This is a genomic window from Mycobacterium sp. 23 (genome assembly GCF_048287075.1).
In the GTDB taxonomy this organism is placed as follows: Bacteria; Actinomycetota; Actinomycetes; order Mycobacteriales; family Mycobacteriaceae; genus Mycobacterium; species Mycobacterium gordonae_B.
This window is the reverse complement of sequence record NZ_JBLVUX010000005.1, coordinates 2,311,495-2,333,719: the sequence shown is the minus strand read 5'-3', so window position 1 is coordinate 2,333,719 and position 22,225 is coordinate 2,311,495. Positions and strand designations below refer to the sequence as shown.

22 protein-coding genes and 1 other RNA gene are annotated in these 22,225 nt (G+C 66.0%); 19 read left to right on the top strand and 4 right to left on the bottom strand.

Annotation, left to right across the window (positions count from 1 at the left end; translation table 11 throughout):
* The first annotated feature begins 21 nt into the window (after positions 1 to 21).
* The gene (gene dosR / locus ACNQS7_RS12150) at positions 22 to 669 is read left to right on the top strand and encodes a hypoxia response regulator transcription factor DosR/DevR (RefSeq protein ID WP_310784716.1); all 648 of its coding nucleotides are present in this window, start codon (positions 22 to 24) and stop codon (positions 667 to 669) included.
* Entirely contained in the window at positions 666 to 2,402 is a 1,737-nt protein-coding gene (locus tag ACNQS7_RS12145; RefSeq protein ID WP_418012731.1) for a GAF domain-containing protein, read from the top strand. Before dosR ends, ACNQS7_RS12145 begins: the two co-directional genes overlap by 4 nt.
* A gap of 15 nt (positions 2,403 to 2,417) precedes the next feature.
* On the opposite strand, the gene ACNQS7_RS12140 is transcribed toward ACNQS7_RS12145, so the two are convergent.
* Complete coding sequence (locus ACNQS7_RS12140; RefSeq protein ID WP_418015965.1) at positions 2,418 to 3,395, bottom strand: Acg family FMN-binding oxidoreductase; 978 nt, start codon at positions 3,393 to 3,395, stop codon at positions 2,418 to 2,420.
* 176 nt (positions 3,396 to 3,571) lie between these two features.
* Here ACNQS7_RS12140 and ACNQS7_RS12135 point away from each other — a divergent pair, with 176 nt between their 5' ends.
* Both ACNQS7_RS12135 and ACNQS7_RS12130 read left to right on the top strand, forming a co-directional pair.
* Entirely contained in the window at positions 3,572 to 4,957 is a 1,386-nt protein-coding gene (locus ACNQS7_RS12135) for a WS/DGAT/MGAT family O-acyltransferase (RefSeq protein ID WP_418012730.1), read from the top strand.
* Positions 4,958 to 4,959: 2 nt separating this feature from the next.
* Positions 4,960 to 5,370 carry a group III truncated hemoglobin gene (locus ACNQS7_RS12130; protein ID WP_418012729.1) on the top strand — a complete coding sequence of 137 codons (411 nt, stop codon included), beginning with the start codon at positions 4,960 to 4,962 and terminating at the stop codon, positions 5,368 to 5,370.
* A 4-nt stretch (positions 5,371 to 5,374) separates the two neighbouring features.
* On the opposite strand, the gene ACNQS7_RS12125 is transcribed toward ACNQS7_RS12130, so the two are convergent.
* Both ACNQS7_RS12125 and ACNQS7_RS12120 read right to left on the bottom strand, forming a co-directional pair.
* On the bottom strand, positions 5,375 to 5,803 hold the full coding sequence (locus tag ACNQS7_RS12125; RefSeq protein WP_055579905.1) for a pyridoxamine 5'-phosphate oxidase family protein: 429 nt from the start codon (positions 5,801 to 5,803) through the stop codon (positions 5,375 to 5,377).
* Positions 5,804 to 5,807: 4 nt separating this feature from the next.
* Complete coding sequence (locus ACNQS7_RS12120) at positions 5,808 to 6,791, bottom strand: Acg family FMN-binding oxidoreductase (protein WP_418015964.1); 984 nt, start codon at positions 6,789 to 6,791, stop codon at positions 5,808 to 5,810.
* A 188-nt stretch (positions 6,792 to 6,979) separates the two neighbouring features.
* On the opposite strand from ACNQS7_RS12120, the gene ACNQS7_RS12115 reads away from it, so the two are divergent.
* From ACNQS7_RS12115 to ACNQS7_RS12105, 3 genes are read left to right on the top strand one after another with little or no spacing between them, the layout of a single operon-like run.
* Positions 6,980 to 8,299 carry an HNH endonuclease signature motif containing protein gene (locus tag ACNQS7_RS12115; RefSeq protein WP_418012728.1) on the top strand — a complete coding sequence of 440 codons (1,320 nt, stop codon included), beginning with the start codon at positions 6,980 to 6,982 and terminating at the stop codon, positions 8,297 to 8,299.
* A gap of 41 nt (positions 8,300 to 8,340) precedes the next feature.
* Positions 8,341 to 8,544 (top strand): hypothetical protein, encoded by a 204-nt coding sequence (locus ACNQS7_RS12110; RefSeq protein WP_055579907.1) that lies wholly within the window; start codon positions 8,341 to 8,343, stop codon positions 8,542 to 8,544.
* Positions 8,545 to 8,554: 10 nt separating this feature from the next.
* On the top strand, positions 8,555 to 10,135 hold the full coding sequence (locus ACNQS7_RS12105) for an FAD-binding oxidoreductase (protein WP_418012727.1): 1,581 nt from the start codon (positions 8,555 to 8,557) through the stop codon (positions 10,133 to 10,135).
* Positions 10,136 to 10,148: 13 nt separating this feature from the next.
* Here the strand turns inward: ACNQS7_RS12105 and ACNQS7_RS12100 are convergent, their stop codons facing one another.
* Positions 10,149 to 11,507 carry an FAD-dependent oxidoreductase gene (locus ACNQS7_RS12100; RefSeq protein WP_418012726.1) on the bottom strand — a complete coding sequence of 453 codons (1,359 nt, stop codon included), beginning with the start codon at positions 11,505 to 11,507 and terminating at the stop codon, positions 10,149 to 10,151.
* 42 nt (positions 11,508 to 11,549) lie between these two features.
* Between ACNQS7_RS12100 and prfB the strand changes: the two genes are divergently transcribed.
* The 12 genes from prfB to ACNQS7_RS12040 all read left to right on the top strand — a co-directional run bounded on the left by prfB (position 11,550) and on the right by ACNQS7_RS12040 (position 22,178).
* The gene (gene prfB, locus ACNQS7_RS12095; protein ID WP_055579910.1) at positions 11,550 to 12,665 is read left to right on the top strand and encodes a peptide chain release factor 2; all 1,116 of its coding nucleotides are present in this window, start codon (positions 11,550 to 11,552) and stop codon (positions 12,663 to 12,665) included.
* The gene (locus ACNQS7_RS12090; protein WP_418012725.1) at positions 12,655 to 13,641 is read left to right on the top strand and encodes a mechanosensitive ion channel family protein; all 987 of its coding nucleotides are present in this window, start codon (positions 12,655 to 12,657) and stop codon (positions 13,639 to 13,641) included. Before prfB ends, ACNQS7_RS12090 begins: the two co-directional genes overlap by 11 nt.
* On the top strand, positions 13,638 to 14,114 hold the full coding sequence (locus ACNQS7_RS12085; protein WP_418012724.1) for a hypothetical protein: 477 nt from the start codon (positions 13,638 to 13,640) through the stop codon (positions 14,112 to 14,114). The genes ACNQS7_RS12090 and ACNQS7_RS12085 overlap by 4 nt, the downstream gene beginning before the upstream one ends.
* A 44-nt stretch (positions 14,115 to 14,158) precedes the next feature.
* A complete protein-coding gene (gene ftsE, locus ACNQS7_RS12080; protein WP_055579925.1) occupies positions 14,159 to 14,848 on the top strand; it encodes a cell division ATP-binding protein FtsE in 690 nt (229 codons plus the stop codon).
* Entirely contained in the window at positions 14,849 to 15,742 is an 894-nt protein-coding gene (gene ftsX / locus ACNQS7_RS12075; RefSeq protein WP_310784734.1) for a permease-like cell division protein FtsX, read from the top strand.
* A gap of 2 nt (positions 15,743 to 15,744) precedes the next feature.
* On the top strand, positions 15,745 to 16,224 hold the full coding sequence (gene smpB, locus ACNQS7_RS12070) for an SsrA-binding protein SmpB (protein WP_418012723.1): 480 nt from the start codon (positions 15,745 to 15,747) through the stop codon (positions 16,222 to 16,224).
* The gene (locus tag ACNQS7_RS12065; protein WP_418012722.1) at positions 16,224 to 17,438 is read left to right on the top strand and encodes an AAA family ATPase; all 1,215 of its coding nucleotides are present in this window, start codon (positions 16,224 to 16,226) and stop codon (positions 17,436 to 17,438) included. The genes smpB and ACNQS7_RS12065 overlap by 1 nt, the downstream gene beginning before the upstream one ends.
* Positions 17,438 to 18,463, top strand: a complete 1,026-nt coding sequence (locus ACNQS7_RS12060) for a tetratricopeptide repeat protein (protein ID WP_418012721.1) — start codon at positions 17,438 to 17,440, stop codon at positions 18,461 to 18,463. Before ACNQS7_RS12065 ends, ACNQS7_RS12060 begins: the two co-directional genes overlap by 1 nt.
* 13 nt (positions 18,464 to 18,476) lie before the next feature.
* Entirely contained in the window at positions 18,477 to 19,322 is an 846-nt protein-coding gene (locus tag ACNQS7_RS12055) for a maleylpyruvate isomerase family mycothiol-dependent enzyme (RefSeq protein WP_418012720.1), read from the top strand.
* Between the two features lie 138 nt (positions 19,323 to 19,460).
* A complete protein-coding gene (locus ACNQS7_RS12050; RefSeq protein ID WP_418012719.1) occupies positions 19,461 to 20,423 on the top strand; it encodes a ferritin-like domain-containing protein in 963 nt (320 codons plus the stop codon).
* Between the two features lie 180 nt (positions 20,424 to 20,603).
* Positions 20,604 to 20,971, top strand: a transfer-messenger RNA (tmRNA) gene (gene ssrA, locus ACNQS7_RS12045).
* An 82-nt stretch (positions 20,972 to 21,053) separates the two neighbouring features.
* Complete coding sequence (locus tag ACNQS7_RS12040; protein ID WP_418012718.1) at positions 21,054 to 22,178, top strand: tyrosine-type recombinase/integrase; 1,125 nt, start codon at positions 21,054 to 21,056, stop codon at positions 22,176 to 22,178.
* Positions 22,179 to 22,225 lie beyond the last annotated feature (47 nt).

Sequence of the window (22,225 nt, the reverse complement as noted above, 5' to 3'; positions counted from 1 at the left end):
AGCGACTTCGGGAGTGATGCCTTGGTAAGAGTCTTCCTGGTCGATGACCACGAAGTGGTGCGACGCGGCCTCATCGACCTCCTCGGTGCCGACCCCGAACTCGACGTCGTCGGCGAAGCCGGCTCGGTCGCCGAAGCAATGTCGCGGATTCCGGCGGCGGATCCGGATGTCGCGGTCCTCGACGTCCGGCTGCCCGACGGCAATGGCATCGAACTCTGCCGGGACCTGTTGTCACGCATGCCCGAACTCCGGTGCCTAATCCTGACGTCCTACACCTCCGACGAAGCGATGCTGGACGCCATCCTGGCCGGCGCCAGCGGTTACGTCGTCAAGGACATCAAGGGCATGGAACTGGCCCGAGCGGTCAAGGATGTGGGCGCCGGCCGGTCGTTGCTGGACAATCGGGCGGCCGCGGCCCTGATGTCCAAACTGCGCGACGCCACCGAGAAACAGGACCCGCTGTCGGGCCTCACCGAGCAGGAGCGCGCACTGCTGGCCCTGCTCAGCGAGGGCCTGACCAACAAGCAGATCGCCGATCGCATGTTCCTCGCCGAGAAGACGGTGAAGAACTACGTGTCCCGGTTACTGGCCAAACTGGGCATGGAGCGGCGCACCCAAGCCGCGGTATTCGCAACGGAATTGAAGCGCTCGCAGGGTGCCGGCCGATGACCGTCGGTGAGCCGGTCGAGACCGGTCCCGACGAGGTCGGTCTGCAACCATTCCGGCAAACCCTTTCCCAGTTGCGGTTGCGGGAACTGCTCGTCGAGGTGCAGGACCGGGTCGAACAGATCGTCGAGGGCCGTGACCGCCTTGACGGCCTGCTGGAGGCCATGCTGGTAGTCACCTCGGGACTGGAGCTCAACGCCACACTGCGTGCCATCGTGCACTCGGCGACGGAACTGGTCGACGCCCGCTACGGCGCCCTGGAAGTGCACGACGGCGAACAACGCGTGATGAACTTCGTCCACGAGGGCATCGACGAAGAGACGGTGCGCCGCATCGGCAACCTGCCCCAGGGCAAAGGCATCATCGGCCACTTCATCGATGAGCCGAAAGCGCTACGGCTGGACGATCTTTCGAAGCACCCGGCGTCGGTCGGATTTCCGCCGCATCATCCGCCGATGCGGACGTTCCTCGGGGTGCCCGTGCTGGTGCGCAATGAATCTTTTGGAACCCTGTACCTGACCGACAAAACCAACGGACAGCCGTTCACCGAAGACGATGAAGTGCTGGTGCAGGCCCTGGCGGCAGCGGCGGGTATCGCCATCGCCAATGCGCGACTGTATCAAGAGGCCAAGGAACGGCAGTCCTGGATCGAGGCCACCCGTGACATCGCCACCGAATTGTTGTCCGGCACGGAACCCGCTACCGTGTATCGCCTACTCGCCCAAGAGGCGATCAAACTGACCGCCGCGAATGCGGCCCTGGTCGCCGTCCCCCTCGACGAAAACGTCTCCCATACCGACGTCGCGGAACTGATGGTGATCGAGACGCTCGGCTCTGAAGTCGAAAATGTTGCGGGACAGACCATTCCCGTCGTCGGCACGGCGCTGGGAGAGGTGTTCATCAAAGGTATGCCACGCCAGATCGAACGGCTGGACACCGAGGGCCTGGCCGGCCTGAATGATGTCGGCCCGGCGTTGCTGCTACCGCTGCGGGCCACCGGCACCGTGGCGGGCGTGGTCGTCGTCCTGGGCCGAGGCGGTGCGGGATTCTTCACCAACGACCAACTCGAGATGATGGCCGCATTCGCCGACCAGGCCGCGCTGGCACTGCAGTTGGCGACGTCGCAACGGCAGATGCGTGAACTGGATGTGCTGACCGACCGCGACCGGATTGCGCGGGATCTGCACGACCATGTGATCCAGCGTCTGTTCGCGGTAGGCCTGTCCTTGCAGGCCGCGGTGCCCAGAGCCAGCGAACCGCAAGTGCAGCAGCGGCTTTCAGGTGCGATAGACGAGCTGCAAGGCGTCATCCAGGAGATCCGGACCACGATCTTCGACCTGCACGGAGCCTCGCAGGGCATCACCCGGCTGCGTCAGCGCATCGACGCGGCCGCCGGTCAGTTCGCCGACTCCGGGTTGCGGACCAGCGTGCAATACATCGGGCCGCTGTCGGTGGTCGACAGTGCACTGGCCGACCACGCCGAGGCCGTGGTGCGCGAGGCGGTCAGTAATGCCGTCCGGCACGCGAGAGCGACCGCGTTGACGGTGCGCGTCAGGGTCGACGACGACCTGTGCATCGAGGTCGGCGACGACGGTTGCGGGATGCCCGAGGAGTTCACCGGCAGCGGCCTGACCAACCTCAGGCGGCGCGCGGAAGAGGCCGGTGGCCAGTTCACCGTCGACACACCGGTTTCGGGTGGGACGCTGCTGCGATGGTCGGCACCGCTGGTTCAGTAGTCACTCGGGCCAGAGTCACTCGGGCCAGTCGACGACGCGGACCAGTCGGCGCCGCGGGGTGGCTGGCAACGGATCTGCGTTGATCGGGGCCCAACCCACCCGAAGCAGCATCTGGGGATAACCGCTGTCGCCGAACACGTCGGCGCGGACCGCGGCGCGGGTCTCCGCAATCTCCAAAGGCTCGGTGATGGGGCAGCACGCCAGACCCAGCGCCGTGGCGGTCAACAGCACGATGCTGGTCGTCTCCCCGGCCCGCAGTTGCGATAACCGATCGTCCTTCTCGGTACCCAGTGCCAGGATGACGCCGCAATCGTCGGCCGGTGAGATGCCGGTCGGCTGGGCCAGCCCCGGGCCCGCGAACAACCGTGCGGGGATCGGCGAGTGCGGGTCCGACGGCGGCGCGTTGCGCGCCGGCACTCCGGCCACCGCGCCGTATCGTCCGCTCCACGTGGTCAATTCGCGCATATAGGCGTCGTCGCTGGCATGGTCGGAAACGGCGCGCGCCACAATGCTTTTCATTCTCGCCAGCGAGTCGACCTGGCGGAGCATGACGCCGCTGCGCGCCGCGCGGGCGGCCATCTGCGCGATGTCGCCACCCGGTACCGGCCACGAACTGTAGGCGCGCCGGTCGGTCCGGCGCCGGGGGATGGCCGCTGCCAGGGCGATGTCGGACTGGTCCGGCGCCTGCGGAACCACTTCAATGGTGGCCAGGTGGCGCGGATCTGCGGGTTCGGGAAAGCGACTTACCCTGGCGTGCCAGCCCATTGACGCCAGTGCGACGACACAGTGATGCAGCGCGACGCCACAGCTGATGATCAGGTCCCGGCCATCGGGATCGGTGCTCTGCAGCTGCATGTCCGGTTCGGAGAACAGGTCCAGGCTTGCCGCGCCCACCCGCCACCGCCAGGGCTGCGTGTTGTGGATCGAAGGAGCACGGGTGGCCAGGGTGAGGACCGTTCGCAACGTGTCGGCGTCGGGGAATTGGGCGTTCATCGGGGCCGAGCCCTTCCTGTCCATGACTGTGGTCACGCTCTCCAGGATTGTCGGCACCGCGCGACCCGCGTCAGAGGACGAAGCCCCGGCAGCGTGGGACCTTTGGCCCTGCTCCCGGCACCGCTGACAGCGGATAGTGAAACTGAGAGTTGCACATAACTGGGAGGCGCTGATTCATGGATCACCTGACGACACTGGACGCAGGGTTCCTCAAGGCCGAGGATGCCGATCCGCGGGTCAGCCTGGCGATCGGGGGTCTTGCGGTCATCGAAGGGCCGGCGCCCGAGCAGAGTGAGTTGATCTCGGTTTTCGCGCAACGGATCCGGGGTTGCCCGCGGTTCGGTCAGCGCTTGCGACTGCACCCGTTGGACCTCGGTGCGCCGGAGTGGGTGGATGACCCCGGCTTCGACATCCAGCGCCACGTGCGCCGGGCCGCGCTGCCACATCCAGGTGACGACCGCGAGCTGCACCGGTTGATCGCCGACGTGATGGCACGGCGTCTGGACCGCGATCGGCCGCTGTGGGAGGTATGGGTCATCGAGGGACTCGCCGACGATCGCTGGGCGATGCTGACCAAACTGCACCACTGCATGGCGGACGGCATTGCCGCCACGCATATCCTCGCCGGTTTGTGCGACGACGGGGTCGGCAGTGTGTCTCATCGTGGGCCGTCGGCGGCCAGGAAGATCGTGAAAGAGCGCCCCGCGCAACGGACACCACTGCTGGGCGGTTTGGCGCAGGCGTCGGCCGCCCTGACTGCCGGTGTCGTCCGTGCCGTCCAGGGCGCCGGTGAGATCGCCGCGGGTCTGTTGATTCCGTCCGCATCTTCCCTGAACGGTCCGCTCAGCGATCAGCGCCGGTACGGCGGGGCGCGGGTGGCGATGGCCGACATCGAACTGATCGCCTCGACGTTCGACGTCACCGTCAATGACGTTGCGCTGGCGGCGATTACCGAGAGCTATCGCAATGTCATGGTGGAACGTGGGCTCAAGCCGCTGCGCGGCTCGTTGCGGACACTGGTGCCGGTGTCGGTGCGGTCGGCCGGTGCGGCCGGTGTGACCGACAACCGGGTGTCGTTGATGTTGCCGAATCTGCCGGTGGACGAGGAGAACCCGGTGGAGAGGCTGCGGACGGTGCACGACCGGTTGGGCCGGGCGAAGTCCAGTGGTCAGCGACAGGCGGGAAATGCGTTCTTGTCCTTGACGAATCGCATCCCGTTCGCGGTCAGTGCGTGGACCGTCGGGTTGTTGATGCGGCTGCCGCAGCGCGGTGTGGTCACGGTGGCCACCAATGTGCCGGGACCGCGTCGACCGCTGCGGATCATGGGCAGGCAGGTGACCGGGCTCTATCCGGTTCCGCCGCTGGCGATGGACCTGCGCACCGGTGTGGCGATGCTCAGTTACGCCGGCGACCTGTTCTTCGGAATTCTCACTGACTACAACGCGGTCGGGGACGTCGATCAACTCGCGCGCGGCATCGAGGCTGCGATCAGGCGGCTGGTGGCAATCAGCAAGCGCCGCAGGAACCCTCCGACCCGTGGGCCGCTGTCGTTGGTGGTCTGACGGTGCCGGCACGTGATCTGGTCGATCGCGCGGATGTCGAGGCATTGCTGTACCGGTTCTACGGCACGGCGTTACACGACGAGGTGCTGTACGACGCCTTCACGGAACTGAGAGCCGCCGGGCTGGACGGACACATCCCGACGATGAGCGACTTCTGGGAGACCGTGCTGTTTCGCGCGGGCCGCTACCAGGGCAGCGCATTGACTGTGCACCGGGACCTGCACAGCCGAACTCCGTTGACGGCAGGCCACTTTGTTCGCTGGTTGACCCTGTGGAACGAGGCCGTCGACGAACTCTACAACGGACCGGTGGCCGAGCACGCCAAGCTGCAGGCCGCCCGGATTGCCTGGTCGATGAACCGGAGGTTGAACGGTGCCGACGCGCGTGAGCTTGACGCGCTCCTCACGCGCTGAGTTCTCAGGAGGCGGTCGCGTTGTGGTCCGGTTCCGGACCGAACACGAAGCGGCGGCCGGTGATGTCATTCGGGGTGATGCGGACGAAGTTCGGCTTGGCCGTCGCCACCCACGGGTACAAGCCGGCCTTGTCCGCCTGCTGGATGTCGGCGTCGGCCTTCAACAGCTGCGCACGACCGCGCACGATCACACTCCAGCCTTCGGCGACATTATGGTCGTCGGCCTCGAAGATCACCGTGCGATTGGCGACGGCCGAGAAGAGTTTGGTGCCCTCGGCCGTCCGGAACAACACGGTCCGGTTCTGCACCACGAAATTGACCGGGAAGATCTCCGGTTCTCCGCCGAAGTTGGTCACCAACCGGCCGAGCGAGGCCGTGCCCAGCAGATCCCAGCTCTCGCTTTCGGACAGGACGGTGATCGGCTCATTGCTCATTGGCTCATCCTTTCGGAGTGTCTGGCGTGGGGCGGATTTCGAGCACGGCATGCAGGGGACGGCGTGGTGTCGGTGCGGGCACAGGTTCCATTGCCGGGGCGATGCCGACCCGGATCAACACCTGGGGCTCGCCGCGCCGGCCGATCAATTCCCGCACGATGTCTCGGCTCTCACTCGATTCGATCAGGTGGGTCAATGTGCAGGTCGCCATTCCGGCCATGGTGCATTCGAGTAGCACGCTAGAGAGTACTTCGCCGCAGCGCAGAACATCGGCTTTGGTGTCGGTGGGTGTCGACAACACGAGAATCTTCGACCAGTCGGTCGCGATCCCCGGGCGCCGATCCTGGTGGCCACGGACCGGGAACTCCCGGGCCACATCAACCCGCAGGCGTTCAGTGTCGGACGCCAGCGAGGACGGGGGCATGCCTTCCGATAGGGCGAATGGCGAAGTCCACCAGTCGAGTTCGGCATGATATGAAGCGTCGTCACGGCGCAGTTCCTCGCTCAGCTGCGATGCCTCGACGAGCCTGAGGCGCTGCTCGTCGGCGAGCACGTGCAGGGCGGCGACCTCGTCATCGAGCGCTTCGCGCAGCACCGGTTCGAAGTGGTCCCAGTACATGGGCCGGTCGAACGGCAGCCGATCGGTGTAGCGCTGCAGGATCGCTTCGGCCCGATTGCGATGTGCCGAGGTGACGAGATCGATCGGGTGGAATCGCAGGGTGGCCAGATGCCCGGGGTTGTTCGGGTCGGGCAACCGGGTGATGGTGGCCCGCCAGCCCGCCGCCGCCATGGCGACCTCGAGATGATGGAGTGTCGCGCCGCAGCTGATCAGTGCGCTACGCCCGGAATGGTCCGTGGCGGGAACGGTCCGGTTGCGATCGGCGAACAAGTGCACGGCGTCATGGTCGACGACCCAGCGCCACGGTTGACTGTTGTGGATGGACGGCGCCCGGCAGGCCAGCAAGACTGCGCTCTTGACGGTCTCGATGTCCACGCCAGGCACGTTACGGTCGGGCGGTGGCTTGGGGTAGGGACCTTGGTCATTCGGCGGCATGCCGTGTGTCACCGTTCCGGCAGCGACGTTCGACGGTGGAAAGTGATATCGCCGGTGATATCAACATCTTTCGGCTCTCGCGGCGATCCGGACTTGTCAGTGGCCCTCCATAGAATTGGGGCATGGCATCGAGTACGCGCGAGGAGATCATCGAGGTCTTCAACGCACTCGACACCGCCGTTGATCGCCTGTGTGACTTGACGTTCGACGCGTTGACCACCCCGGAGTTCCTGCGCGGGATGGAGCGCCTGGAAAAGGTGCACCGGCGGATGCGCACCCCCCAGCACGCGTTGATCAACCACCTCAAAACCCAAGCGACCGAGGAAGAACTCGGCGGTAAACTGCCCGCGGCGTTGGCTGAGCGGCTGCGGATCGCCAGAGCCGACGCCAACCGGCGCATCGCCGAAGCCGACGACCTCGGCCAGCGCCGGGCACTGACCGGGGAGCCGTTGGCGCCGTTGCTGACCGCGACCGCGCAGGCTCAACGCCGGGGCCTGATCGGCGACGCCCACATCAAGGTGATCCGCGACTTCATCGCCCACTTGCCCAGCACGGTGGATGTAGGGACCTGGGAGGCCGCCGAGAAAGACCTGGCCGGCAAGGCCTGTGACTTTCGCCCTGACCAGGTCGCCAAATACGCCCACGAACTGATGGCGCTGCTGCACCCCGACGGCGACTACACCGAAGAAGAACGCGCCCGCACACGCGGCCTGACCCTGGGCCCCCAGGAATACGACGGCATGTCGCGGATCAGCGGATTGATCACCCCGGAACTTCGGGCACTGCTCGAAGCCGCCTGGGCCAAACTCGCCGCCCCCGGCGCCGGCGTCCCGGACGGGGACACCGACAGCCGCAGCCAACCGCAGCGCAACCACGACGCCATGGTCACCGCGATCCGGGAACTGTTCGCCTCCGGCGAGTTGGGCACCCACAACGGCCTACCCGTCAGCATCATCGTCACCACCACCCTCAAAGACCTCGAGGCCGGGGCCGGCCGGGCCCGCACCGGCGGCGGCACCCGCATCCCGCTGCCCACCCTGATCGGCTGGGCCGCCACCGCCCACCACTATCTGGCGGTGTTCGACGGCGCCAAACCCCTGGCGCTGTTCCACGCCAAGCGGTTTGCCAACCTCGCCCAGCGACTGATGCTGCTGGCCAAAGACGGCGGCTGCACCCGGCCGGGCTGCGACGTCCCCGGCTACCACACCCAGGTGCACCATGCCAGCGGCTGGACCAACACCCACGTCACCGACATCCACGACCTCACCCTCGCCTGTGGGCCGGATAATCGCCTGGCCGAAAAAGGCTGGACCACCCGCAAAAACGCCAAAAGCGACACCGAATGGCTACCGCCCGCCCATCTGGATCACGGCCAACCGCGAATAAATACATTCCACCACCCAGAGAAACTGCTGGCACCGGATGACGACGAACCGAGTTGACCGCGCTTCGCAATGCGGCCCGCACCTGGCATCCTGAACGGATGGCAGGCAATGAGCTGGACCCCATCCGGGCTAGAAGCGCTCTGGCAGTGATCAAGCAGAACCCCGGCATCGTGCTCTTCGCGGTGTCACCGCTGATCGCGCTGGTGGCTGTCACCTGGTACTTCGCCGGTGCCGGCTGGGGAATCATCTTGGCCCTGGTGCTGCTGGTCGCCGGCGGCGCACTCGTTCTCCGCAAGCGCTGACACCACCGGTATGCGTTCCTGGTGGGGGTGGGGCACGCTCGAACAGGCCCTCACCGAGCAAGAGACCAAAGAACTGGTGGCACGGGTAGCGGCCATGTTGCCCGGTCACGACCTCACCGACCACCCGCCGCCCGACCCGAACGCGCTCGGGTTACCCAGCCCGCGCATCACCCCGCCGCAGTCCCTGGCCGCGTTGTGCTCCGCCCAGGTGGTGGACCGGGCCGGGCACGCGCGGGGCAAGGCTTTCCGCGACGTCGCACGCAATCTGCAGGGGCGCCTGGATCATTTGCCCGACCTGATCGTCCGACCGCGGCGCGAACAGGACGTGATCGACGTGCTGGATTGGTGTACCCGCGAAGGGATTCCGGCGATTCCCTACGGCGGAGGCAGCTCCGTCGTAGGCGGCGTTGAGCCCCGCTTCGACGGGCCCGCAATCACCCTCGATGTCAGCGCAATGAGCGCGGTGGTCGAGGTGGACCAGGTCAGCCGTGCCGCAAGGATCCAGGCCGGCGCGCTCGGTCCGTGGATCGAAGACCAGTTGCGCAAACACAACCTGACACTGCGGCATTTTCCGCAGTCCTTCGCGTTCTCCAGCCTCGGCGGCTGGTTGGCCACCCGCGCCGGTGGACATTTCGCCACCCTCTACACCCACATCGACGACCTGACCGAATCGGTGCGCGTGGTCACCCCGGCCGGCGTCAGCGAGTCGCGCCGGCTGCCCGGGTCGGGCGCGGGACCGTCCCCGGACCGGCTCTTCGTCGGCTCGGAGGGCACCCTCGGCGTCATTACCGAGGCATGGATGCGCCTGCAGTACCGCCCGCGCTGGCACGTCACCGCGTCGGTGGCCTTCGAGAGCTGGCCGGCCGCGGTCGCAGCCACCCGCACCGTCGCCCAAGCGGGTCTGTTTCCCGCGAACTGCCGGTTGCTCGATCCCGCGGAGGCATTCCTGAACGCCGGAGTGCCGGTGACCGGTGGCCTGCTGGTGCTGGCATTCGAGTCCGCCGACCATCCGATCGACCCCTGGCTGAACCGGGCCCTGGAGATCACCGCCGAACACGGCGGCACGGTCATCTCGCGGCGCAACCGCGAATCCGACAGTGAGAGAACAGAAGACGACGCGTCGACCAACTGGCGCTCGTCGTTCCTGCGCATGCCTTACCAGCGTGATGCCCTGGCGCGCCGCGGTGTCATCGCCGAGACATTCGAAACCGCTTGCACCTGGACCCAATTCGAGGATCTGCATAACGCGGTGACCCGCGCCGCCACGGACGCGATTCAGAAGGTCTGCGGCACCGGTGTAGTGACCTGCCGGTTCACCCACGTCTATCCCGACGGCCCGGCGCCGTACTACGGCATCTATGCCGCCGGCCGCTGGGGCGCCCTGGACGCGCAGTGGGACGAGATGAAATCCGCTGTCTCCGAAGCGATCAGCGCCACCGGAGGCACCATCACCCATCACCACGCGGTCGGTCGCGACCACCGCCCCTGGTACGACCGGCAGCGCCCCGACCCGTTCGCCAAGGCACTGCGCGCGGCCAAGCACGCGCTCGACCCGGCCGGCATCCTCAATCCCGGAGTGCTTGTCGGCTAGCGGCGGCCCGTGCTCAGCCGTGCCCGATGTGCAGCAGCCGAGCGAGGTTCGGCAGCTTGACCCGGGGGCGGCCATGCGGCTCACCGGCTGAGCGCTCGAACTGATCGATGACGTCCCAGTGGGCCGAGGTGATCACCTTGGGCTGCCGTTCGGTAAGCCAGTCCGAAATCCGGTCGGCGTGGTCGTCGGGGAACTCAGCCAAGGAAGCACCGGCCAGATCGGCGATCAGCGTGTCGACGGTCTCCTGGGAGTCGCTCTTGTTGGTGCCGATCACTCCGGTCGGCCCGCGCTTGATCCAGCCCACGACGTATTCGTTGCGACTGCCCTCGACGCGGCCCCCGGTGTTGGGAATGGTGCCGCGCTTCTCGTCGAACGGCAGCCCGGGGGTCGGCACACCGCGGTATCCGACCGAGCGGACGACCAACTGCACGGGGAGTTCCTCGCGCTCACCGGTGTCCTTGGCCGATACCCAACCGCTTTCGTCGGTGACCAGTTCGTTGCGGCCCAGCACGATGCTCTCGACGTGCTCGTCGCCCTTGATCTCGATCGGAGAGGTCAGGAACCGGAACACAATCCGTCGGTGGCCCGGACGCGGCTCGCGCTCCGTGTAGCCGCGCAGCACCTTGATGTTCTGTTTGGTGGTCTTGCCCGCGGCCTCGGCGTCCTCGTCGGTGATGCCCTCGAACTGGGTCGGGTCGACGATCACGTCGACCCCTTCGAGCTCGCCGAGTTCACGCAACTCCAGCGTGGTGAATGCCGTCTGCAGCGGACCGCGCCGGCCGATGATCACTACCTCTTCGACTCCGCGGGGGCGCAGCGACTCCAGCGCATGGTCGGCGATGTCGGTGAGCGCCAGCACGTCGGGGTCGGTAACCAGAATGCGGGCGACGTCGATCGCGACGTTGCCGTTGCCGACTACCAGGGCGCGGGCGCCCGACAAGTTCGGTGTCTTTTCCTCGAAGTGCGGGTGGGCGTTGTACCAGCCGACGAAGTCGACCGCGGAGATGCTGCCCGTCAGGTGCTCCCCAGGGATGTTGAGTGGCTTGTCCGACTGAGCGCCGACGGCGTAGATCACCGCGTCGTAGTGCTCGGCGAGTTCGTGCGCATGGACGTGTTCACCGACGGCGACGTTGCCGAAGAACCGGAAGCGGGGGTCGGTGGCCGTCTTCTCGAACTGTTTGCTGATCGACTTGATCTTCGGGTGGTCGGGTGCGACGCCGGAGCGCACGAGGCCCCACGGTGTGGGCAACATCTCGAGCATGTCGACGGCCACATCGATCTCGTCGGTGGTGTCGGCCGCCTTCAGCAGGGACGCGGCGGCAAAGAAGCCCGACGGCCCGGAGCCGACGATGGCGACGTGATAGGGACGCATGTAGAAGGATGCTAGACGGTGGTGCCGGTAACGTTGTCGCCTGTGGAACCTGACCGTCAAGCAGATATCGCCGCACTTGACTCCACCCTGACCACGGTGGAGAGGGTGCTTGACGTCGAAGGTCTGCGCACCCGCATCGAAAAACTCGAGCAGGAGGCGTCCGACCCCAACCTGTGGGACGACCAGGCGCGCGCGCAGAAAGTGACCAGCGAACTGTCCCATACCCAGGGCGAATTGCGCCGCGTCGAGGAGTTGCGGCAGCGGCTCGACGACCTGCCGGTGCTCTACGAACTGGCCGCCGAAGAAGAGGGGCCGGCGGCCGACGCGGCCCTGGTGGAAGCCGACGCCGAGCTCAAGGCGCTGCGCGCCGACATCGAGGCCACCGAAGTCCGCACTTTGCTGTCCGGCGAGTACGACGAACGTGAGGCATTGGTCACAATCCGCTCCGGTGCGGGCGGGGTCGACGCCGCGGACTGGGCCGAGATGCTGATGCGCATGTATATCCGCTGGGCAGAGCAGCACAAGTACCCCGTCGAGGTGTTCGACACGTCCTACGCCGAAGAGGCCGGCATCAAGAGCGCGACCTTCGCCGTGCACGCACCGTTCGCCTACGGAACCCTGTCGGTGGAACAGGGCACCCACCGCCTGGTGCGAATCAGCCCGTTCGACAACCAAAGTCGACGTCAGACGTCTTTCGCGGAGGTCGAGGTGCTGCCGGTGGTGGAGACCACCGACCACATCGAAATCCCCGAAGGCGACCTGCGCGTGGACGTCTACCGGTCCAGCGGTCCCGGGGGGCAGTCGGTGAACACCACCGACTCGGCGGTTCGTTTAACCCACATCCCGACGGGTATTGTCGTGACTTGCCAGAACGAAAAGTCGCAACTGCAGAACAAAGTTTCAGCGTTACGAGTGCTTCAGGCAAAGTTGTTGGAGCGCAAGCGTTCCGAAGAACGCGCGGAGCTGGACGCCTTGAAAGGCGACGGCGGCAGCTCCTGGGGAAACCAGATGCGGTCATACGTGCTGCACCCCTACCAGATGGTCAAGGATCTGCGCACCGAGTTTGAGGTGGGCAACCCGGCGGCCGTCCTGGACGGAGACATCGACGGATTCCTGGAAGCCGGAATCCGGTGGCGCAACAGAAAAGATGACGACTAATAACCTCGCTTTCCACGTGAAATACATCGCCTCCGCGGCGCAGCGGTGGCATGACTTCTGGCGTGGCCCGTTCGGTGAATGGATCATCACCAGGGGACTGCGTGTTGCCATGCTGGTCATTGCCGCGGTGCTGGCTGCGCGCTTTGTCAGCTGGGTAGCCCAGCGGATCTCCCGCCAACTCGACCTGGGCTTCGCCGAGAGTGACGCGCTGGTGCGCTCGGAGGCGACCAAACACCGTCAGGCCGTGGCCTCGGTGATCCGTTGGGTGTCGATCGTGATCATCGCGATCATGGTGATGATGCAGATCGCCGACGTGCTGCAGTTCTCGGTGGGTGGCCTGGTCGCACCGGCCACCGTCGTGGGCGCGGCCCTCGGCTTCGGCGCCCAGCAGCTGGTCAAGGATCTGCTGTCCGGGTTCTTCATCATCGTCGAGCGTCAGTACGGCTTCGGTGACCTGGTGAAGCTGACCATCCAGGGTTCGACGACGGACGCCACCGGCACCGTGGAGAACGTGACTCTGCGGGTGACCAGGTTGCGATCGGCCGATGGCGAGGTGTTCACCGTGCCCAACGGCCAGATCGTCAAGTCGGTCAATCTCTCCAAGGACTGGGCGCGTGCCGTCGTCGACATTCCGGTCTCGACGAACGCCGACCTGAACCGGGTCAACGAGGTTCTGCATCAGGAGTGCGAGAACGCCCAGAACAACCCGTTGCTGGGCGAGTTGCTGCTGGATTCGCCCACCGTGATGGGCGTGGAGAGCATCGCGGTCGACACCGTCACGCTGCGCCTGGTGGCCCGCACGCTGCCCGGAAAGCAGTTCGAGGCCGGCCGGCTGTTGCGGGTGCTGGTGATCCGCGCGCTGGCGCGCGCCGGGATCGTGACCGCGGCGGACGCGACGGTCGGAGTGGTCGACGACGCCGGGATGCCCGCGACCGACGAGGTGACCGACGCCGACACATCGGTGACGAAGCGATGAAACAGATCGGATTGAACCTGGTGCAGCGCGTCCGGGAGAGCCGGGAGCGGCGGACGCCCAGCCATCTGTTCGGCGGCCGGGTCCGCACGTCGACCGTGGTGCTGATCGTGGCGTTCTTCGCGCTGTGGTGGACCTACGCCACTTACCGTCCGCAACCGGAGCCGCCGCGCAGCAACACGCCGCCTGGCCAGGTGGTGCCGCCCGGGTTCGTGCCCGACCCCGGCTACACCTGGGTGCCACGCACCCGGGTGCAGCAGCAGCCTGTCACCACCACCCCCACGCCGACGCCGACCACGACGACGCCCCCGCCTCCTCCGCCGACCACCACGACGACCACACCAGGCCTGCCGTGCCTGCTGCCGCCGCCCTTCTGCCCGGCATCGACGACCCCGACCACACCGCCCGCCAACCAGCAACCGGGGCCAGGTTCCTCGCCTGTTCCGGGGCCCAGCTCACCGGCTCCGGCGCGCTGAGTTTCGCCCCCCGGCGAACCACCCCGCTACACTGGCGTGCCGTGATGATCACCCTGGAACATGTCACCAAGCAGTACAAATCGTCGGCACGTCCGGCCTTGGATGACATCAACGTCAAAATCGACAAGGGTGAGTTCGTTTTCCTCATCGGTCCGTCGGGCTCGGGCAAGTCCACGTTCATGCGGTTGTTGCTGGCCGCAGAGACCCCGACCACCGGTGACATCCGGGTCTCGAAGTTTCACGTCAACAAGCTGCGCGGGCGCAACGTGCCCAAGCTTCGCCAGGTGATGGGCTGCGTCTTCCAGGACTTCCGGTTGCTGCAACAGAAGACGGTGTACGACAACGTCGCCTTCGCGCTGGAGGTCATCGGCCGCCGCGGCGACGCGATCAACCGGGTGGTTCCGGAGGTGCTGGAGACGGTCGGCCTGTCGGGCAAAGCCAACCGGCTGCCGCACGAACTCTCCGGCGGCGAGCAGCAGCGGGTCGCCATCGCCCGCGCGTACGTCAACCGGCCGCTGGTGCTGCTGGCCGACGAGCCCACCGGCAACCTCGACCCAGACACCAGTAAGGACATCATGGATTTGTTGGAGCGCATCAATCGCAGCGGCACGACGGTGTTGATGGCCACCCACGACCACCACATCGTCGACGCGATGCGCCAGCGTGTGGTCGAGTTGTCACTGGGCAGGCTGGTTCGCGACGAACAGCGCGGCGTCTACGGGATGGATCGCTAAGTGCGCGTCGGATTCCTACTCAACGAGGTCGTCACCGGCCTTCGTCGCAACGTCACCATGACGATCGCGATGATCCTGACCACCGCGATCTCCATCGGCCTGTTCGGCGGCGGTCTGCTGGTGGTCCGGTTGGCCGACAACTCGCGGGCCATCTATCTCGACCGGGTCGAGACGCAGGTGTATCTCACCGAAGACGTGTCGGCCAACGACCCAACGTGCGGCGGCGACATCTGCAAGGCGCTGCGTAACAAGATCGAGAGTCGCCAAGACGTCAAGTCCGTGCGGTTCGTCAACCAGCAGGACGCCTACGCCGACGCGATCAAAAAATTCCCGGAGTTCAAGGACGTCGCCGGCAAGGACTCGTTTCCCGCGTCGTTCATCGTCAAGTTGAGCAACCCGGACCAGCACGCCGAGTTCGCCGCGGCGATGGAGGGCCAGCCCGGCGTGCGCGGCATCCTCAACGAGAAGCAGCTGATCGACCGGTTGTTCGCGGTGCTGGACGGATTGAGTAACGCCGCGTTCGCCGTCGCACTGGTACAGGCCATCGGCGCGATTCTGCTGATCGCCAACATGGTGCAGGTGGCCGCTTACACCCGTCGCACGGAGATCGGCATCATGCGTCTGGTCGGCGCCAGTCGGTGGTATACCCAGCTGCCGTTCCTGGTGGAGGCGGTGCTCGCCGCGACCATCGGTGTGGTGATCGCGATTCTGGGCTTGGTAGCGGTGCGGGCGTTGTTCCTGGAGGGGGCGCTGAGCCAGTTCTATCAAGCACATCTGATCGCCAAGGTCGACTACGCCGACATCGTCTACATCTCTCCGATCCTGCTGCTGCTCGGCGTCGCGATGTCGGGGTTGACGGCATACGCGACGCTGCGCCTCTACATACGGCGGTAGCGGTGGCCAAGAAGCCTCCCGGCCGACAAATCATCGCCAGCAACCGCAAGGCGCGGCACAACTACGCGATCCTCGAAGTGTTCGAGGCCGGCATCGCGCTGCAGGGCACCGAGGTCAAGAGTCTGCGCGAGGGGCACGCATCTCTGGTCGACGCGTTCGCCACCGTCGACGACGGCGAGATCTGGTTGCGCAACGTGCACATCCCGGAGTACCGGCACGGGAGCTGGACCAACCACGAGCCGCGGCGCAACCGCAAGCTGCTGCTGCACCGCCGCCAGATCGACACCCTGATCGGCAAGATCCGCGAGGGTAACTACGCGTTGGTGCCGCTGTCGATGTACTTCTCCGACGGCAAGGTCAAGGTCGAGCTGGCGCTGGGGCGTGGCAAGCAGGCGCACGACAAACGTCAGGACATGGCCAAGCGCGACGCTCAGCGTGAGGTGATCAGGGAACTCGGTCGCCGGGCCAAAGGCATGGGCTGATGACCGAAGACCCCGTCATCAGGGAGCTCTCGGCGGCGGTCGAGCGCAGCCCGGACGTGGTCGAACTGCGGGTGCACCTGGCCAGGTTGCTGGCGGACAAGGGGCGCTACGCCGAGGCCGTCGGACACTGCAGCGCCGCGCTCACTCACGATGCCGGCAATGCGGACGCGTTGAGCCTGCTGCAGCGTTGCAGCGCGGCGCTGTCGGGACCGGGACCGGCTGAGCCCCAGTTCGATTGGACGAGTGCCGAGCAACAGCTGGCGGACATCATCGAACCGGCATTCGTGGAGGGGGGCGGCGAGGACACCGCCGACGTCGTGCACGAAGGCGACTACGACGTGCTGCAACGCAGCACCGTGCGCCTGGCCGACGTCGCCGGCATGGCCGAAGTCAAACAGCAGCTTGAACTTTCACTGCTGGGGCCCATCCGCAGCCCCGACCTGATGAAGGCGTTCAAGATAACCGCCCGCGGTGGGCTGCTGCTGTACGGTCCGCCCGGATGCGGCAAAACCCATATCGCCAAAGCCATTTCGGGGGAGCTCGGCGCCGGCTTCTACCACGTGGGAATCGCGGACGTGCTGAGCCGCTGGCTGGGGGAGAGTGAACGCAGCATCCGCTCGGTCTTCGACGTTGCCCGCCGTAATGCACCCTGCGTGCTGTTCTTCGACGAAGTCGACGCGCTGGGTCACCGCCGTTCGGCACTCGGCGGCAACTCGGGGATACGTACGGTGGTCAACGCGCTGTTGGAGGAACTCGATTCGGCCGGTTCGGCGAACGACGGCGTGTACGTGCTGGGCGCCACCAATGCGCCTTGGGATGTCGACCCGGCGCTACGGCGCCCCGGACGTTTCGACCGGACCGTCTTCGTCGGGCTACCCGATGCCGAAGCCAGGGCCGGCATCGTCCGCTACCATCTGCGGGATCGGCCGGCGGCGGGCATCGACCTCAAGGCCGTGGCCGGACGCACCGAGGGATTCTCGGGTGCCGATCTGGCTCATGTCTGTGATAGCGCAACACAATTGGCGATGGCCGACTCGATGCGCAGCGGACAGGTGCGCCCCGTCTCGATGGCCGACGTCACCGCGTCGCTGGCGCAGATCCGTCCCAGCACCGGACCGTGGTTCGAGACCGCGCGCAACGTCGTCGAATTCGCCAACAGTGACGGCAGCTACGACGAGTTGGCAAAGTATTTGCGGCGCAGGAAAATTCGGTAATGACATCGGGCGCGGACCCGGTGGCCGAGGCCATCGTGGTCGCCGACGCGTACATCGAGTCGAAGAACTATCAGCGTGCGCGTGAGGTGCTGCGGCAGGTGCTGGCCGAACACCCCAACGATCCCGGGTTGTTGGCCCACAATGCCCGCGCCGAGTACCTGCTCGGCGACCATGCGCAGGCGGCTTCCAGCGCCTATGCCGCCCTGTCTGCCGCACCGCACGACGAACTTGCCATGCGGATCTACGCACTCGCGCTGGATGGGCAGGGGCGCGGTCCGGAAGCGGTGTGGATGGCCTGGCGAACGGTGACGCAGCACCCTTATGAGGTTCTGTCCCATCGCCTTTACGCCCGCGTACTGCAGAAGGCGCACCGGTACCACGACGCGCTGATCGAGGTCGACGAGGCGCTGCGGCTCTCGCCCGCCGATGTCGACACGCTGGTGCTGCGCGGCACCATCCTGCACGACCTCGGTTACATCGCAGAGTCCTCGGCCACCTACGAGCGGGTGTTGGCGCTTGATCCCGCCAATGCCGAGGCCCAGAACAATCTGGCCGTCAACCGGCTGCGCGGCGGAAAGTTCGGTCATGCGTTGCGCGGTTTCCTCGGAGCCGCGGGCAGCGACCCGACGCTGGGAAACCTGGTGCGCCGCAACATCGGTGCGGTCCTCGCGACGATCCTGCGCCGCGTCACCGTACTGGCGGTAATGGTGGGTATCTTATGCGCGTTCGTCGGCTCGTCCCACGGCCGCACGGATTTCCGCACCGTGATGATGCAGGTGCTGATCGTGATGGGCGTCGTGGTGCTGATCGGGAACTTCGTCTGGCTGCTGCGCGCGGTGCCGCGCCGGACTTTCGTTTCGGCTGCGCGCGGCCGCGCCGGAGTTGTCGCGCGCATCGTGCATGCGGCGCTGGCGGCGGTTGTGGGGGCGGGTGCGGTGGCCTTCGGCGGGCCCTGGGCAATCCCGGCGGGAGTATTGGTGGCCGTCAGCGGGCTGCTTATCGTGCGGTTCGGCCTGCTCGTCTAGGTACTATCCACCCATGGCCGACCGTCCCGTCACCCTGCTCGACAAGTCCGACGTCCTGGCGGGTCTGTTCGCCGTCTGGGATGACCTCGATGCCCTGCTGGCCGGGCTGTCGGAGGCGGATTGGGAGAAGCCGAGCGCGCTGGCCGGCTGGGACATCAAGGCGGTGGTGTCGCACATCATCGGCACCGAGTCGTTCCTGCAGGGCGTCAGTCCTCCCGAACCCGACATCGACGTCAAAGCGCTCGACCATGTGCGCAACGACATCGGGGTGATGAACGAGTGTTGGGTGCGCCACCTCGGTGGGGAACCGGGCGCGCAGGTGCTGGGGAAATACCGCGAGGTCACCGGTGCGCGCCGAAAAGTATTGGAGGCCATGACCGACGAGCAGTGGAACGCGGTGTCCTTCACCCCGGCCGGGCCGGACAGCTACGGACGGTTCATGCGGATTCGGGTGTTCGATTGCTGGATGCACGAACAGGACATCCGGATCGGTCTGCAACGACCGTCGTCGGACGAGGAACTGCTCGGACCGGCGTTGCGGTTGTCGCTGGACGAGGTCGAGACCTCGATGGGGTTCGTCGTGGGCAAACTGGCAAAAGCACCCGAAGGCTCGCGGGTCCTGTTCGACCTGACCGGCCCGCACGCGCGCCAGATACGGGTCAGCGTCAACGGCCGGGCGCAACTGGTCGACGACTTCGGTGACGCGGAGCCGACCGCGACGATCCGCGTCGACGCGTTGCAGTTCACCCGGCTTGCCGGCGGTCGCCCGTTATGCCCCGCACGCAGCCAGGACGTCGGGCTCGACGGTGATCGGGACGTGGCGGGACGCGTTGTCGAGCGAATCAACTTCGTTATTTGACAAAGCTTTTCGTCGCACGGAGCGAGGTGGATCACACCTGGGATATGGATGTTGACTCGTCGGCCGAGATGGGTAGCCGACAGTTACGGGCGCCATCGCGCCACCCACATCCGTAAGACTCAGGGAGGTCTACAGATAATGACTGCACCAGATACGACCAGACTGCTCGCGCAGCTCCGCACTCTGCTCGATCTGACGAATACCGAAATTCAGATTGCCGAAACCCGGGTGATTCAGGCTCGCACCGAGGCGGTACGCCGGGAGCTGAGCCAGAACGCCGAGCATGGCCGCGAGCGAGCCGAAGCCATCCAGGCGAGGATCCGGGACCTGGGCGGCTACCCGGACGTGATCGGCCCATTCCTCGGACGCGCTGCCGCGGCCGTCAAGGCGCTGACCGAGCAGGCCGAGCCGTTCGACGAGGCACTGCTGGGTGACCTGGCGCTGGAAGACCAGCTGCTGGACCGGGCCCGCTACACCAAGGCGCTGGCGATCGCTGCCAAGAACAAGGACGTCGAAAACCTGGCCGACCGCCTGATCACCGCGCACACCGCGACGGTGGAATGGCTGACTACGGTGCTTGCCGAGGACGCCCTCGGCGGTCCGGCAGCGCTGCGCCGCACCCCCGTGCAGGTGGCTGCCGGCACCGCGGTGAAGCTTGTCAACCTGCCAGTGACCTGGTCGGCACGCGGCATCGACCGCGCTGTCGAGAGCCTGCGCACCGCCGGTCCCGCGTTCCGCGAGCTCGTGGAGCGAGGCGGAAACGCCGGCGAGATCGCTGCCAAGGCGCTGTCGGCCTCGCAGAACGCCGCGTTGCGGGCCGCCGAGCGCGTCACCCGTAACGAGGGAGCCGACGGTGCCGCCGACGCGCTGCACGAGGGGCGTGAGACGGTAGGCGTCCTGGACGCCAGTGAGTTGCCGATCGCGAACTACGACGAGCTGAACATCAGTGACGCCGTCGCGGCGATCAAGGACCTGACCACTCCTCGCGACGTCCGCGTCATTATCGCCTACGAGGAGGCGCACAAGGATCGGCAGCGGATCGTCTCCGCCGCGCAGACCCGCGTCGCCGCCATCGCCAAGGAGGCCGTCGGCATCAGCTAGCACGATGTTTCGATCGAGTCCCCCGGGCCGCTAACCGGGGGGACTCGGTTGTCTGCGGCCGTTGCGGCCGATGCGGCCGTTGCGGTCGGGAAGATAAATGCGTTGCCGCTGGTTGATAGAGGCGTACCATGAGTTGTCCTGCCGGGGAACCGGCAGGGATGCACGAAGAAACAAAGACAAGGGGCTGAACGGTTTCGACTTCGCGCATCGAATCAAGGGAAGCGTGCCGGTGCAGGCAAGAGACCACCGTAAGCGTCGTTGCAACCATATAAGCGCCGATTCACATCAGCGCGACTACGCTCTCGCTGCCTAAGCGACAGCTAGTCTGTCGGACCGGGAACGCCCTCGCCCCGGACCCCGGCATCAGCTAGAGGGATCAACCGATGAGTTCGGTCGCGGGACTCATCGGGACACCAACAGCGACTGGGATCGTCATCCTGGCTAGTTCGCGTGACCAGGAGATCCGAGCAGAGACATAGCGGACTGCGCACGGAGAAGCCTTGAGGGAATGCCGTAGGACCCGGGTTCGATTCCCGGCAGCTCCACTGAAAGTAGCAGGTCAGACACTACGAAACAAGCTCCAAATCGTTATTCACCAGATTATTCACCACAGCGGCTAGAGTAAGCCGCATGGCTTCGATTCGCAGCAAGCAACGCGGCGACGGCACGTGGGCGCACCGCGTGTACTTCCGGTACGCCGACGGCACCCAGAGCTGCTACACCTTCGACACCGAGCAGATGGCCGAGGCGTTCAAGGCTGCGGTCAACCAGCTCGGCGCAGAGAAGGCGATTGCGCTGCACAGGCTGGAGCGTCAACAGCGGGCCAGTGGGGAGGCAATGACCGTCGCCGAGTGGGTCAAGCACTACATCGACCACCTGACGGGTATCGACAGGCGCACCATCGCCGACTACCGAGGCATTCTCCGCAAGGACATCACCCCTTCAATGGGTGCAATCCCACTGACTGAATTGTCACGTGACGACGTCGGACGTTGGGTGCAGGGAATGGAGCTGGCCGGATCAAGCGGCAAGACGATAGCCAACAAGCACGGAGGGCTACTGTCGCCGGCACTGGCCGCCGCAGTCGAGGCTGGGCACATCCCCAGCAACCCGGCATCCCGCACGCGACTGCCTACCTCAGTGCGCATGGAGATGGTGTTCCTGTCGCACGAACAGTTCAACAGACTGCTCGCCGAAATTCCTGAACAGTGGAAGCCCCTCACTGAGTTCCTTGTGACCTCTGGGGCGCGATGGTCGGAAGCGACCGCGCTATACCCGGGCGACGTCAACCGCACCCACAACACTGTGCGGATCTCCCGGGCGTGGAAGCGGCAGCCCTACCGAATCGGGACCACCAAGACCAAGCGTTCAAATCGAACCATCAACGTGCCGCCCGCCGTGCTCGACAAGCTCGACTATTCCGGTGACTACCTATTCACCAATCCTGGCCACGGTAACCGTGGAGCAGGCGGCCCGGTGCGCGCTCCGAACTTCCGCGCGAATGTTTGGTGGCCGGCCACCGCGCGGGCCAAGCTCATTCCCCGCCCCCGCATCCACGACCTGAGACACACGTGTGCTTCCTGGCTGATAGCGGCCGGGATGCCACTGCCGGTCATCCAAGCCCACCTCGGCCACGAATCAATCAAGACGACCGTCGACATGTATGGCCACTTGGACCGACGCAGCTTCCAGGCCGTCTCCGACGTCATGGACAAGCTGCTCGCTGGCCCCAGCGAATCATCCATACCCGACTGACGTCCTTTTGAATATAAGTCGGGCACTAGACCACATGCAGTACTGTC

What these genes read in the sequence shown, in the direction of transcription:
- ACNQS7_RS12145 (WP_418012731.1), top strand. Translation starts at nt 666, where the DNA reads ATGACCGTCGGTGAGCCGGTCGAGACCGGTCCCGACGAGGTCGGTCTG.
- ACNQS7_RS12140 (WP_418015965.1), bottom strand. Translation starts at nt 3,395, where the DNA reads ATGAACGCCCAATTCCCCGACGCCGACACGTTGCGAACGGTCCTCACC.
- ACNQS7_RS12135 (WP_418012730.1), top strand. Translation starts at nt 3,572, where the DNA reads ATGGATCACCTGACGACACTGGACGCAGGGTTCCTCAAGGCCGAGGAT.
- ACNQS7_RS12125 (WP_055579905.1), bottom strand. Translation starts at nt 5,803, where the DNA reads ATGAGCAATGAGCCGATCACCGTCCTGTCCGAAAGCGAGAGCTGGGAT.
- ACNQS7_RS12115 (WP_418012728.1), top strand. Translation starts at nt 6,980, where the DNA reads ATGGCATCGAGTACGCGCGAGGAGATCATCGAGGTCTTCAACGCACTC.
- ACNQS7_RS12110 (WP_055579907.1), top strand. Translation starts at nt 8,341, where the DNA reads ATGGCAGGCAATGAGCTGGACCCCATCCGGGCTAGAAGCGCTCTGGCA.
- ACNQS7_RS12105 (WP_418012727.1), top strand. Translation starts at nt 8,555, where the DNA reads ATGCGTTCCTGGTGGGGGTGGGGCACGCTCGAACAGGCCCTCACCGAG.
- ACNQS7_RS12100 (WP_418012726.1), bottom strand. Translation starts at nt 11,507, where the DNA reads ATGCGTCCCTATCACGTCGCCATCGTCGGCTCCGGGCCGTCGGGCTTC.
- ACNQS7_RS12090 (WP_418012725.1), top strand. Translation starts at nt 12,655, where the DNA reads ATGACGACTAATAACCTCGCTTTCCACGTGAAATACATCGCCTCCGCG.
- ACNQS7_RS12085 (WP_418012724.1), top strand. Translation starts at nt 13,638, where the DNA reads ATGAAACAGATCGGATTGAACCTGGTGCAGCGCGTCCGGGAGAGCCGG.
- ftsE (WP_055579925.1), top strand. Translation starts at nt 14,159, where the DNA reads ATGATCACCCTGGAACATGTCACCAAGCAGTACAAATCGTCGGCACGT.
- ACNQS7_RS12065 (WP_418012722.1), top strand. Translation starts at nt 16,224, where the DNA reads ATGACCGAAGACCCCGTCATCAGGGAGCTCTCGGCGGCGGTCGAGCGC.
- ACNQS7_RS12060 (WP_418012721.1), top strand. Translation starts at nt 17,438, where the DNA reads ATGACATCGGGCGCGGACCCGGTGGCCGAGGCCATCGTGGTCGCCGAC.
- ACNQS7_RS12055 (WP_418012720.1), top strand. Translation starts at nt 18,477, where the DNA reads ATGGCCGACCGTCCCGTCACCCTGCTCGACAAGTCCGACGTCCTGGCG.
- ACNQS7_RS12050 (WP_418012719.1), top strand. Translation starts at nt 19,461, where the DNA reads ATGACTGCACCAGATACGACCAGACTGCTCGCGCAGCTCCGCACTCTG.
- ACNQS7_RS12040 (WP_418012718.1), top strand. Translation starts at nt 21,054, where the DNA reads ATGGCTTCGATTCGCAGCAAGCAACGCGGCGACGGCACGTGGGCGCAC.